We start from the raw sequence: 12,734 nt of genomic DNA on the forward strand, positions 1-12,734 counted from the left end.
TTTCTGGGGTATATGGCAAGGCAACTCCGGCTGGCAAAAAGATTGAAACATCTTCAGACTTTGCCGCCTATTTGTTGGAAGATGCAAAAGTAGCCCTGGTTCCAGGCATTGCCTTTGGTGATGATCGTTATGCCCGTCTTTCCTATGCCATCAGTATGGAAAATATTAAAAAAGGCATGGATCGAATCGAAGAGGCGATTAAAAACATGAAATAATTTCTTCCGGGGACGCTTCGGCGTCCCCTTTTTTTATCCAACACATGAGGTTGGCTATGATCACCAAAGATATGATTATCGGCGATATCATCAGACAGCATCCCGTAACGGTACAGGTCTTTGCCCGTCACGGACTTGAATGTTACGAATGCCAGATAGCTGATCTGGAAACCCTTGAACATGGAGCTGGTCACCACAAGCTCGATATTAATATGCTTCTGACCGAACTAAACAGCAGCCTGACTTCCCCTACCTGACATTACCGGAGTCTCCATGAGTGATTTTGATCAATACCTTGAACATTTTCCTGTCGGGTTAAAGGTCAATGTCGGCATTCCGATACCTGGTGGTGATACTTTTCATGATTGGGCTATCATCCATGCAATCGATGAAGACCTGGTCTCACTGCAGCTTTCCCGCGATACCCTCCCCGCAGGCGTTAAACTTAAAGTAGGAACCATTCTTGATATTCGGGCCGGTAATGAAATTGAGGGTTATTCCTGCCGAGCCATTATTGTTACTGAAGGATATCGACGAGAAGTTCTACTACGCCTGATCGGTGAGATCGTTTCATCTGAACTGCGTGAGTTTTACCGGATTGATGCCTTCCTGCCGATCAAATACTTTATCAGCACAGAACAGAGCGAAGTCAGACTTAAGGTAGCCTGGAAAGAAAAACGGGACGCTCGACTGGCAGCAGATCAGGAACGTAAGCAACAGGCTAAAAAGCCCTGGGAGCGGCTTCGTCAGGCCCCGGAAACGGAAGAGCTGCCTTCGGAAGAGTTTGGAGAAGAAGGATTATGGGATGACACTGGTGAAGGCCTTGACCAGCCGGACCAAGTTATTGGTGACACCAGTGATCACACTTGGGATGATGTCATTCCTCTGGCAGCAAATATCAGCGGTGGTGGTGTACGGATGCTACTACACCATAAATTTGAAAACGATACACTGGTACCGCTTGAAATTTATCTACCCAGCGAACCGGAACCACAGATAATCGACGCTGTTTGTGTGGTGGCTTTCGCCAATGAAAACTATGCTGCCACCAAGCAATTTAACCGTACCAGCTACAACACGGGACTTAAATTCAAATTTATTGAAGAGCGGGACCGTGACGCCATTGTCAGCTATATCTCAAACGTTCAACTGAAACGGATCAGACTGATGCGTGAACAGTATCTCTTCCGTAGCGGCCCAAACTCGAATATACCAGAGGCCACTCCAGAACAACGCTTAAAGCTTCTGCTTAAAACCGGACTTATCATTACCGTTGTTGTTCTGGCCCTGACAAGCCTAACTCTATACTTTAAAAATTATGCAGAAAACCGCCCGAAAAATGAGATAGAGCTTCTGTTTGAAAAGGGATTCAGCGACTATCTTAAAAAAATAGGCAGAGACCCCTCACAAGGGAGGTAGTGTTTTCGCATTACTGCCAGCCCAGCACCTGATACCCCTTTTTATACAGACAGATATCAACAAATCTGCGGTAAATCGGTGAATCCTCCGGCCCTTTCATGGCGCTGCTCACCAAGGCCACGGTGCCGCCTGCTGCTGCACCGATCAACCCTCCCCGCAAGGCAGAACCACTAATCGCACCAACAACAGCACCGGTTGCACCACCAACCAGGGCTGATTTTCCGGTGCTTGCTGCTATTTCATCAGCAAGTCGGCCTTGAGCATTAGCCTCTTCTGCACGCTTCAAGCAATCATCAATCTCCTGCTGTGCCTTTTCTGCACCACCTGACTGATACAACTCATTGGGGTAGAGCACCGGTCTTTTTGCCGTGCAGCCGGTACTTAGTGATAGTAAAACCATAACGACAAATAGTCTGGCGCCCATCATTTCCTCCTGTATAGCTATCGTTTGGTATTAAGACCTTACCACGAAAAAAGGCCGCCCGACAATATCGGACGGCCTTTCTCTTTCAACTAAAGAAGAAACAATTACTTCTTCTTTTTACCAGCCTTTTCAGTAGCACGACCACCTACTTGCATTGGGTCGCCTTTGTAGCCCAGGGCAGCCCAATCCATCCGCTTTGCACCCATGTGGCACTCGCCACACTGCAGGGCCTGCTCTTTGGGCACAACTTCGTGCGGAGCCGACAACCAAGACTGAGTCTGCACGAACTGGTACTTACCACTGTATGGCAGAGCTTCCGGGCTCTTGGCACCTTCTACCAGCGCCTTCTCCCAATTATAATCATCCCACAGTGATTTGTACTGCTGGAATGAGTTCAGGTATTTGAACTTACTGTCCATTGGCTGGCTGCCCTGATAGAACTTGTAGGGATAGATCTTGGCGGTCTTGTCCTTGATGTCGCCAACCGGCTTGGTCATGTTAACCGGCTTGGAAGGATCCTTGATCTTGTCGCCAAGCATGTAGCGCTCAATTTTGCCATTATACCAAGCGTAAGTAGGTACATAGTTCATGTTCCACTTAAAGGTACCCTTCTTTTTGGCAAAGGTCTCCATATCAAACTCTTCTTTGGGTTCAATCTTCTTGCCTACATCAGCCCACCACCAGCCAACCTTGGTTGCCTGCCCCTTTGAGATGGCAGGGACGTGACAGGTCTGGCAGGCTACGGAAGCGGTATGCCTGGCAAGAATTGCAGCATTCTTTGACTTCTGGTGCGGAGCCTTGGCACCGCTGTGGCAGTCAGTACACTCAACTTTAGCAACGTAATGAGCCATCATACTGGAACGACCGGCAATGGCGTGATCTTTGGTCTTATGGCAATCCTGACACATAAGGCCTGCACCACCCTTTTCTTTGGAAGCCATGTGGACATCGCGGTTCTTGTCTGCAGCAAGCAGGGTGGAATCTAGACCAGGCGATTTAACGTTATCACCACCACCACCGTAGAAGTGACAGTCACCGCAGTTTTTCAATGTCGGCATACCAACATTCTTTGCAGCAACCTCAAGATTCATGGAGCCTTTTGCGATTGCAGCGGCATCAACATCAGCACCAACAGCACCACGGGCATAGTTGCCTTTCTGGGAATGGCAGATCAGGCAGTCAACTCTGGTTTTGTCATTAAAGTCGAACTTACTACGTGTCCAGCCATAGCCAGCATGGCACTTGTCACAGGACTCATGCACCAAACCATCCTTGCCACCAAAGACAGTGGTGCAGAAGTTATTGGTCATATTTTTCTTGCCAAAGGTCTTGGTACTCTTCTCCATGCCTTTAACATGGTTTGGAGTTCCTTCCCACTTCCAGTGTGCAGTCTTCATAAAGTCTGCTGCCTGCTTGTCGTGACACTCCAGACACTGCTTGGTTACGTCCTGGCCCTTGGTAAAAGGTCCTTTAACAAAATCCGAGTGATCAACCCCGGCAAAGACCTGGAACGAAAACAGAACCAGAGCGGCCGTCAACAGAGCCACCATTCCTTTAAAACCCTTCATACCCTTCCCCTTTCGTTGTCCTGCGTATAGTGAGCCCAGCAGCTGTTGCCGAGCATGGCATATTAAAAACGCTGTATAAGAACATATTCATATCTTAATGTCAATAATCTGTATACAGCCACAAAAGACCATTACAGTCCGTTTTAACTGGCTTTTTTAAAAATTTGTAATCTGGAAAGCATCCAAACAATTACACCAATTCCCAGCACCAAGGTCGCCAGAAAAAAGAGTAATGGTGACCACTGTACCTGTACCGGCACAGTGGTCGGGTTGAAGTAAGGGGCCAAAAAGTTGCCTCGGACAACATCGCGCATAAATGACATGACATAAACCAACGGTAAGGTCAGCCAGACAGTAGGCAGGACCAGCCGTTTAAAACCGGTTATCAAGGTTGCCACAGCCAACACTACACCCACTGCCAGCAAGGCAGTGGCAATTGATCCTCCCCCCATAAAGCGAAGCATTGTCTGCTTCGGTAGAGTTAAGAGGAACCAGGAACCAACACCAAACTGCAGCAGAGTCAACCATGAAAAGAGCTGCATGCCCAGTTTCCGGCCTGCCTCCGATACTTCCTGATCAGACTTCAGAACTGTTGTTGCATACAGTGCAGTAAACAGGCCGCCGACGGCAAGCGATCCAGTGATGATATGCAGGTAGCGAGGCAGCAGGGTTGGGTCAGCCAGATTCAACAGGGTGCCACCGGGGGTGGTAAACCAACGGCTCCAGCTTGCCGGGGAGATCATCATGCTCATATTGTTTGAGAAAATAAAACCGACTGTCAGCAGCAGCACCAGCACTGCCAGCAGCACAAACATGGCCAGATTACCCAGCTTCTGGAAACTGAAATCATAGATATAGGCCAGGTAGTAGGCAATAATCAGCAGCGGAATGACCGCCAGCCAGAACAGCCCCATCAACACGGTACTTGAGTACAGCAGATGGCCGTAAATCACGTTGACGAACAGCAGAGGTGCCACCCCCAAGTTTACCGTAAAGGCAACCAGAAACGGCAACGCCTTGGCCAGTTCATGGGAAAGCTCACGATATGCCCGCCCTGGATACAGGTGGCTGATAAAAGCTACCAGTCCTGCACCCAGCATGGCGTTCATGGCAAACAGGTGTAGGGGAAAGGTCAGCATCAGAAAGAACTGAAACCAGCCGTTCGGTGCGGTCAGGGTGTCCGCAATGGGAATCAGGGTTGCCGGATTCATTTGGCACCTCCTGTCTGTTGTGCCATGTAATCAGCCATTGCATCCTTTTCGGCCGGAGTGCCGGTATAATCAGGCATGGCAGAGTTGAGAGCTGAAAGTTTATCCAGAGCTGCCCGGATCTTGTCACGGGTCCAGCCGGTCATCTTGGGCTTAATCTGATCCATACTGTGACAGGCAGCACAGTTTTCCTCATATAGGCTTGCCCCCTGATCCTTGACAGCCGGTGCTGCTCCTGGATTATTCAGCTTGAACAGATAGCCAGCCATGGCATCCTTATCTGCCGATGGAGCAGTGTAATCCGGCATTGCCGGGTTCAGAGCCGGTAGTTTATCCAGCGAAGCTCGAACTTTGGCCAGATCCCAGCCTTTCATCTTGGGCTTGATACTGTCGGCACTATGGCAGGCTGCGCAGTTCTCTTCATACAACACCTTGCCACGATCACCTGTTGCACCGGCATCATCGGTCAGTGGTTTCTTATGCAGACCAGCAGTCAGATAGGCTGCCAGTGCCTTCAACTCGGTATCTGTCCCCACAAAGGGCGGCATGAAGTAACGTTTCTCGTGGATGGTAGCCAGATACTTGCGCATGGCCCCAAAGCTCATATTTTGGGTACGACTGACAATATCGTTGTTAAATCCACCCAGGCTATGACAGGCAAAACATTGATGCAGAAACAGTTCTCGACCAGCCTCAAGCTGGTTGGTCTCGGTCACCTCTTTGTTCTGCACCCACTTGGCGTTCTTCAAAAAACCATCCTGATTAATCCGCTCTACATCTTTCTTCAGGATACCATTGGAGTACATCACCTCATTAATGACATAAGGGCGTCGTGCAGCCTCACGGGTCCACTCAAAGGCCCCCATATAGCCCATGGCTGACAGCATCACCGCCACAATCAGACAGCGAATACGAGCCTTGGGGTTCAACAGGATTAACGCAATCAACACACCTGCCAGAACTGCCAGGGAGAAGCCACCGGTCATTACTGCCCGTTTGATGGTGGGAGAAGCCCCGGATACCAGTTTTGCAGCTGGTGACGGCAGTACTGACAGATACCACCAACCTGCCGGCACGGACAAAATCAGCGAAACCAGCGCCCAGGTGCCGGAATAACGAACCATACGGTGCCGGGTGGCTTCATCCTCCAGAAAAGTTGCCGTCAGGAAGCCGTAGCACCCTGCCAGCATGAAGCTCATAAAACTACGAAAAAACAGAGATGGCCAGAAGGTAGGGTTAAAAAAGCCGGACCAGAAATCATTATTGCTGATCCAGCTGCCGGGGGTAAGCATGAAGTCAATGATGCCGTTGATCAGGAACAGGCTCATCCAGGCCGCACCAAAATAGATCCAGCCAATGGTCTGATGGGTACGGTCATCCATTTTGCCAAAGGTGTAGAAATAGACAAACAGCGCAACGATCTCGACAAGAAAAAATACCCACTCAGCTGCCCAGCCAAACACAAAGGTATGGATCAAGAGCGAGGTGGCAGCCGGATGAATCAGGGAGATGACAAACCAGATGGCAACCCCGGTCAGGCCGCCAAAAACCATGGTCAGCAGCATAAAGAACTTTGTGTGCTTTTTGACAAAGTCCATAATTGCCTGGCTCTTTTCCTTGATGGCCTTGCGCTCAGCCATCACCAGATAGAACCCGCCTCCCACGGCAAAGTGAGAAACAAAAACGTGAATGATCGCCACCAGGGCGATCAACAGGCCACCACCAAATGTCGGAACAAACCAGACCGGGTAATTCATCGCAGCTAACCTCCTGTGAGAATTTCTGTAATAGCTGCTACAGTCAGATTGACAGCCTGCTGACTACCATCCCCCATACACTTTACTGAACCGCTGCCCGCAGTCAGTTCAGTGTCCCCCAACACAATACTATAGCGGGCCTTGAGCTTATCTGCCCGCCGCATCTGGCTCTTCAGACTTTTCCCCTCGCAATCCGTCTCCACCCAGAACCCTTGGTCCTGTAAGCCAGCCATCAGATGGAAACCGGCGGTTCGCGCAGCATCCCCCAACACGGCAATGAACAGATCCGGCGTTCCGTCAAAATTTCGATCTCCCAGCAACAGGGCAACTCGCTCTACACCGAGGGCAAAACCGATACCAGGTACAGCCGGTCCCCCCAGCTGCTCCACCAGGCCATCATAACGACCACCGGCAGCCACAGCAGATTGGGAGCCCAGCAGGCCGGTCACCAGTTCAAAGGTAGTACGGGTATAGTAATCAAGACCCCTGACCATACGGGGGTTCAGGCTGAACGGAACCTCGGCAACAGCCAGATAATTTTGTACTGCACTGAAATGTAGATCACACTCAGGGCAAAGATGCTCTAGCATTGCCGGAGCACCCTTGGTTGCCTCCACACAGCCTGGCACCTTGCAATCCAACGCCCGCAAGGGATTGGTGGTCTGACGTCGTCGGCAATCCTCACAGAGCGCGTCTTGACGTTGGGCCAGAAAGGCCACCAGGGCTTCCCGATAGGCAGGACGGCAGACCGGGCAGCCCAGCGAGTTAATCTGCAGACTGGGTTCTGTCAGCCCAAGCTCCTTGAACAGGCGGCTGACCATTAACAACACCTGGGCATCAATCAGAGGATCTGCTGCGCCGGTTACCTCGGCACCAATCTGGTGAAATTGACGATACCGCCCCTTCTGTGGACGTTCATGCCGGAACATAGGCCCCATGTAATAAAGCTTGTTGATGCTGTCCAAGGCGTACAGCTTATGCTCGATCAAGGCCCGCATGACACTGGCGGTTCCTTCGGGACGCAGGGTTAGACTGCTGCCCCCTTTATCCGTGAAGGTGTACATCTCTTTTTCAACAATATCGGTGGTATCACCAATTGAGCGGCAGAACAGTTCTGTTTTCTCAACTATCGGCACCCGTATTTCATTAAAACCATAGCGCGCAAAGACTTGACGGGCGGTCTGTTCAATAAATTGCCAAAGTCCCGATTCTGAAGGTAGAAGATCGTTAAATCCCTTGATAGCGGTAATGCTCATTAGTACTCCCTTATTGTTGTAAAGCGCCGCCAGCAAGAGGACTGACAACACGATAAATACAGTTTTTCCCGGCAGCCTTGCCAGCATACATGGCCTTGTCAGCCATGGCCAGCAACTCTCCCAATCCAGTGGTATCTTCAGGGTAACAGGCAAACCCAAGACTGGCAGTCACATGAATCTGATAGCCTTCTTTAGCAAGGAAGCGGTGTTTTTCAATCATTTTTCTGATACGCTCACCCACCTGTTGTGCAGTATCCGGGCCGGTTTCCACAAGGATAATGGTGTACTCGTCACCACCATAACGGATCAGGACATCAACCTCACGAACAGATTTTTTCAACAGTGCCCCCAGCTCTTTAAGCAGGTTGCTGCCCACCAGATGACCATAGGTGTCATTAACCCCTTTGAAATTATCCAGATCAAGAAACACCACCGACAACTGGGTGGAGTAGCGATCAGCCCGCTTAATTTCACGCTCCAGCGCAACCTTCAGGTAGCGATAATTAAACAGACCAGACAGCTCATCAATGTAGAGCATATCTCTGGTGGAGGTAAAACGCAGGGCATTATCCAGCGCACGGGCACCATGTTCTTCAAGAAAACTAATGTTACGCTCGTGCTTGAGCGAAGGGATAACCTGACCTGGATCATTCAGCAGAATCACCATGCCGGGACAACTGTTTCTGATGGTAAGCGGAAAAAGAACAGCTTCTTTCAGATCAGCCTGATCAAGTTCGGCATGTCCTGTTGGCAGGAGCAGCCGTACCGGTTGCCCTTTACGGGATGAACGTTTACGAAAAGATGAGGCCAGCAGCCTATGCACCAGTACCCCTGTGACCGCATCAATCCCTTTCAGTTCCTTGACGACAAATTCTCCATCCAGTTGTACCAGTCCAATACCCCGCGCAACTCCAACTTCACGTGCCAACGCATCTACCGCAAGATGGCAGACACCTTCCAGATCCAGGCAACTGGACAAGGCCTGGCTGGTCTGCAAAAGCCCCAGCATATTACGCAGCTCAACATTTTCATCCAACAGGTGGCGTTGTTCCATGCACAAACGGACCGTATGCAGCAGCTCATCTGAGCTGATCGGTTTTAGTAGAAAGTCCCTGGCACCATGTTTAAGGGAAAAGAGGGCTGATTCAAGATCAGCATTGGCAGTTACCAGAATGACGTCAATGGAAGGGTCCTGTGACTTGATCTTTACCAACAGCTCCAGACCAGAAATTCCAGGCATGGCTAAATCGGTTACCACCAAGCCGAAACGGGCATCAAGTAAAAGCTCAAGCGCCTCTTCACCTGAACAGGCCGATTCCACGCAATAACCAGCCTGACGCAGCAGGTCTGTGTAGAGTTCCCTGAAAAAGCGATCATCTTCGACGATCAGTATTTCATCCATCAGTCTGGTTTCGGGCATCAGTGTTTAAGCCTTATGAGTGGATTAATCAGTATAGAAGTATTATCGCAGCAAATTACCGGCTGTCAAAACAAAATGTCTCACCATAGCAAGCAGAGCAGGTTCGGTCTTAAGCGGGGCTATGGTAAATTCAGTGCCATCGGTTTCAACCTGGATGGTTCCCTGCTGATCAGTTCGATGCAGTTCTGTCCGCTGTTGTTTGATCCGACTGATGGTTTCTTCTGTTGGCAGACCAAACGTATTTCCTGCCCCAACTGATATCACCGCAACCCGTGGTTTGACTCTGGCAAGAAACCGCTCACTACTTGCGTATCGGCTGCCATGGTGTCCCACCTTAAGCAAAGTGATCTCCCCAACGCCATCACGGAGCAGCATATCTTCTACAGAAAAGCCGGCATCACCCATCAAAAGCGCACTGAAAGAGGATTGTTGAAGGTGCAGCACCAAAGAATCATCATTATCCCCACCCTCTGCTCCTGCCACTTCCTCCGGGGCAACAACCGACAGCACCAGATCCTTCCCCAATTGAGCGCGATCTCCCTTTTTCACTATCCGAAGGGTTGTATTCTGGCTGTTAAGCGCCCCGATAAGGCGCTGATAGTTGTCACTTGAGCCAGCTGACGCACCCTGCCAAAACTCCTTCACCCGAAACTGCTCGGCAACCGCAGGTAGTCCTCCAAGGTGGTCAGGATGGGGATGGGTTAAAACCATCAGATCAATCTGCTTAAGCTTAAGACGATGCAGTGCCGGCACCAGATAGCGTTCACCAAAATCCTTGCCTGAATCCCGCAAATAGCCGCCACCATCCACCAGCAGAGTGCGACCGTCTGCAAGTTTAATCAAGGTTGCATCCCCCTGCCCTACACTCAGGAAGATAAATCTCGTTTTTCCGTCACCAGCAGGGGCGGGCCACAGATGCGCCACCATCAACCCTGCCATCAACAGGCTGACTGCAATCCCCTTGATACGAGCAGACTGGACGAAACTCAGGATAGCAAGCAGGAGGACTGTAGCCAGAAGGTCAAGCGGCCCGGTACTAAAACTATGCAGCACTGGTAGCCGGGATATCCAGTGGATAAAATTATTACTGCACAGTACCAGCCAGCCTGAAAGTTTCAGAAAAACCGTTGCAACGGCAGGCATCAGAAACTGCAATGGCATTGCTGCAGTAGCCAGGACCGTAGCACCGTACCCCAATAACGGAACCACCACTACATTTGACAGAATACCGGTAAACGACACCTGGTGGAATGCCCCCAATACCGGCGCAATGGTAGCCAGTACAGCTGCCAATGAGGCAGCACAAAACATGAGCAATGTTCGCTGCCACCCCCGCGAAATAAATTTCTCAAATGGAGCAACCAACAGAGGGGTAAGCACCAGCAAGCCCCACAGGGCAAGAAATGAAAGCTGGAATGAGAGATCAAACAGAACACCAGGATCTCCCACCAGTAACAGGAAGCCAGCCAACAGCAAGGCATCCAGACTGTCAACCTCACGTTCACTCCAGGCGGCTACGACCACAGCAGTCAGCATCACTACAGAACGAGCCGTGGCTGGAGCACCACCGGTGAAGACAAGATACAGCAACATGGCAGGCACAGCAGAAAGCAGTGTGCTACGCCGGACATCAATGCGTAATGACAGCCACTCCCAACGTAGCAGTAGCCATCGCAAACCAAAGACCCATACCGCAACAACAACACCAACATGAAAACCTGAAACCGAAAGGATATGAGACACCCCCGCCCTGCTGTAAGCAGCATTCAGGGCAGGAGCTATCTCTTGCTGTCCTCCGGTTGCCAGGGCCAGTACAACACTACGCTGGTCCGGTTCAGGAATACTTGTTTTAATAAAATTCTGGCTACGCAACGCAAGTGCATCTATCCACCGATACCACGACGTCACTGCTGCACCGCGCATCAATACAATACTATCTGCACGATGCACCCACGCCGTTGCATGTACTCCATGCAATGCGATATAGCGTTGATAATCAAACTCTCCGGGCAAACCAAGCAATCGAGGCAGCTTAATCCTGGCTGGACAACGAATCCGATCACCACGTAGCCAACTTCCCTGGCCTTCGGCAATAGTTACAAGCACACCGCTCGTAAGTGCGAATACAGCGGTATCCACAAATACCTGCTCAACCTGCAGCTCAAACCGTTGTCCTTCGGCCCGGACCAGGGGGCGGCTTTGCACTATTCCTTCAATAACAACAGACATACCATCAAAACGAGCAATCCCCTGATCAGCTGATCTTGCAGCCAGTCGAGGTGACAGGGCAGCCATCCCCCAACTCATCCAGAACACCGCCAGCAGTGAACCGAACAGCAACCGACTTTTAAAAGGGACCACACAAAACATGCAACAGGCTGCAATCAATGGGATAAAACAAGAAATTGGCACCCCCAGCAGATATTCTGAAAGGCAGCCGGTGACAAGGAATACAAGCGGAATAACAAGTGGGCGTTTAGCGTACATTTGGATTAAACAAAAATACGGAAACAATGTTTTGTCAAGAAAAACAAACATTTTATGGCACAGAGCTTGACAGACGCGTTTCATTAGTTACAATGCACGTTGCCTATTCGTTATTCAGATTAACAAAAAGTTTTCATGAAAGAAGCACTCCAGCAGAGATATAACTCTCTGCCAATCCACTTTTGAGGGATCTCCATATGTTCCTGTTGCCAAAAGGAAACCCCCTGGCCGAGAATGTCCCTATCTCAAAACTACAACTACCTGATGCATTGGAAAAACTCAAAAACGGCAAACTGACCGGGTGTGCCATTTTTGATTTTCCTGCTGCAGACTGCGCTCTGGTGTATGATGAGGGCAAACTGGTAACGGCTATTGTACACCGTGACGGTACAGAGATTAAAGAGCAGGCAGCACTGCAGTCACTGGTTGAATTAATGCTACTTGCCTCAAGTGGCACATTCAGCGTGTATGCACTTTCAAAGGACATTACCCTGGCGGTGATGGCTCTCGTAGGTGGACCGGCAACAATTGACAGCCAGGAAATCAAGCTGATTGATTTTAAGGCCCTGCTTGATCGGATCAAAACCGAACAAATGACTGCCACACTTAAGATCTACACCCCTGAAAGGGCTGGCCTGATCTTCTATCGTAATGGCACAACGGTAGGTTTCTACCACGACGCCTCCACCGGTATAGAAACGTCTGCTGGAGAAGTTCAGCAGATAGCCGGCCTGCCCGGCGCTCGTGTTGATCTACGTGTACTCGCTGATGCAGATGGGTTTGTACTTGATCTGGCAGGTCTGATAGATATCCGGTCACTCTGGGAAGCATCCTCAGGCAATCCATTTGCCACACCAACTCCTGCTGTAACAGCCCCAGCTGTAGAATCAACTGAACCAGCAGCAACAGAATCAATAGCGCCGCTCACAGCCAATGACATTGAATCTGCAATTCTTGATCTGGCTAATCAATCCGTTGGT

10 protein-coding genes and 1 pseudogene are annotated in these 12,734 nt (G+C 50.2%); 4 read left to right on the forward strand and 7 right to left on the reverse strand.

The annotated features are described in order from the left end of the window. The 3 genes and pseudogenes from OEL57_RS08585 to OEL57_RS08595 all read left to right on the forward strand — a co-directional run. Nucleotides 1-215, forward strand: a pseudogene (locus tag OEL57_RS08585) (aspartate aminotransferase); the annotation flags it as partial. A 56-nt stretch (nucleotides 216-271) separates the two neighbouring features. Beyond that, a complete protein-coding gene (locus OEL57_RS08590; protein ID WP_300739632.1) occupies nucleotides 272-472 on the forward strand; it encodes a DUF1858 domain-containing protein in 201 nt (66 codons plus the stop codon). 16 nt (nucleotides 473-488) lie between these two features. Then, entirely contained in the window at nucleotides 489-1,634 is a 1,146-nt protein-coding gene (locus OEL57_RS08595; protein WP_300739634.1) for a PilZ-like domain-containing protein, read from the forward strand. A gap of 10 nt (nucleotides 1,635-1,644) precedes the next feature. Here the strand turns inward: OEL57_RS08595 and OEL57_RS08600 are convergent, their stop codons facing one another. The 7 genes from OEL57_RS08600 to OEL57_RS08630 all read right to left on the reverse strand — a co-directional run bounded on the left by OEL57_RS08600 (nucleotide 1,645) and on the right by OEL57_RS08630 (nucleotide 11,838). Next, nucleotides 1,645-2,058 carry a hypothetical protein gene (locus tag OEL57_RS08600; protein WP_300739636.1) on the reverse strand — a complete coding sequence of 138 codons (414 nt, stop codon included), beginning with the start codon at nucleotides 2,056-2,058 and terminating at the stop codon, nucleotides 1,645-1,647. Between the two features lie 104 nt (nucleotides 2,059-2,162). Beyond that, on the reverse strand, nucleotides 2,163-3,626 hold the full coding sequence (locus tag OEL57_RS08605; protein WP_300739638.1) for a tetrathionate reductase family octaheme c-type cytochrome: 1,464 nt from the start codon (nucleotides 3,624-3,626) through the stop codon (nucleotides 2,163-2,165). Between the two features lie 143 nt (nucleotides 3,627-3,769). After that, a complete protein-coding gene (locus OEL57_RS08610; RefSeq protein WP_300739640.1) occupies nucleotides 3,770-4,837 on the reverse strand; it encodes a hypothetical protein in 1,068 nt (355 codons plus the stop codon). Beyond that, nucleotides 4,834-6,591, reverse strand: a complete 1,758-nt coding sequence (locus OEL57_RS08615; RefSeq protein WP_300739642.1) for a c-type cytochrome — start codon at nucleotides 6,589-6,591, stop codon at nucleotides 4,834-4,836. The genes OEL57_RS08610 and OEL57_RS08615 overlap by 4 nt, the downstream gene beginning before the upstream one ends. A 5-nt stretch (nucleotides 6,592-6,596) precedes the next feature. Next, nucleotides 6,597-7,847: a histidine--tRNA ligase gene (gene hisS / locus OEL57_RS08620; RefSeq protein ID WP_300739644.1), complete on the reverse strand. Its 1,251-nt coding sequence runs from the start codon at nucleotides 7,845-7,847 to the stop codon at nucleotides 6,597-6,599. 10 nt (nucleotides 7,848-7,857) lie between these two features. Further along, the gene (locus OEL57_RS08625) at nucleotides 7,858-9,267 is read right to left on the reverse strand and encodes a GGDEF domain-containing response regulator (RefSeq protein ID WP_300739645.1); all 1,410 of its coding nucleotides are present in this window, start codon (nucleotides 9,265-9,267) and stop codon (nucleotides 7,858-7,860) included. Between the two features lie 42 nt (nucleotides 9,268-9,309). After that, entirely contained in the window at nucleotides 9,310-11,838 is a 2,529-nt protein-coding gene (locus tag OEL57_RS08630; RefSeq protein ID WP_307726483.1) for a DNA internalization-related competence protein ComEC/Rec2, read from the reverse strand. Nucleotides 11,839-11,951: 113 nt separating this feature from the next. On the opposite strand from OEL57_RS08630, the gene OEL57_RS08635 reads away from it, so the two are divergent. Next, nucleotides 11,952-12,734, forward strand: a 783-nt coding sequence (locus tag OEL57_RS08635) for a hypothetical protein (protein ID WP_300739647.1), incomplete at its 3' end; no start/stop codon positions are given.

It is taken from the genome of Trichlorobacter sp., from assembly GCF_030247655.1.
Lineage (GTDB): Bacteria > Desulfobacterota > Desulfuromonadia > Geobacterales > Pseudopelobacteraceae > Trichlorobacter.

Excerpts from the sequence above, each read along its gene's own strand:
- OEL57_RS08630 (WP_307726483.1), bottom strand. The coding sequence starts at position 11,838 with ATGAAACGCGTCTGTCAAGCTCTGTGCCATAAAATGTTTGTTTTTCTT.
- OEL57_RS08595 (WP_300739634.1), top strand. The coding sequence starts at position 489 with ATGAGTGATTTTGATCAATACCTTGAACATTTTCCTGTCGGGTTAAAG.
- OEL57_RS08610 (WP_300739640.1), bottom strand. The coding sequence starts at position 4,837 with ATGAATCCGGCAACCCTGATTCCCATTGCGGACACCCTGACCGCACCG.
- OEL57_RS08605 (WP_300739638.1), bottom strand. The coding sequence starts at position 3,626 with ATGAAGGGTTTTAAAGGAATGGTGGCTCTGTTGACGGCCGCTCTGGTT.
- OEL57_RS08625 (WP_300739645.1), bottom strand. The coding sequence starts at position 9,267 with ATGCCCGAAACCAGACTGATGGATGAAATACTGATCGTCGAAGATGAT.
- OEL57_RS08615 (WP_300739642.1), bottom strand. The coding sequence starts at position 6,591 with ATGAATTACCCGGTCTGGTTTGTTCCGACATTTGGTGGTGGCCTGTTG.
- OEL57_RS08600 (WP_300739636.1), bottom strand. The coding sequence starts at position 2,058 with ATGGGCGCCAGACTATTTGTCGTTATGGTTTTACTATCACTAAGTACC.
- hisS (WP_300739644.1), bottom strand. The coding sequence starts at position 7,847 with ATGAGCATTACCGCTATCAAGGGATTTAACGATCTTCTACCTTCAGAA.
- OEL57_RS08590 (WP_300739632.1), top strand. The coding sequence starts at position 272 with ATGATCACCAAAGATATGATTATCGGCGATATCATCAGACAGCATCCC.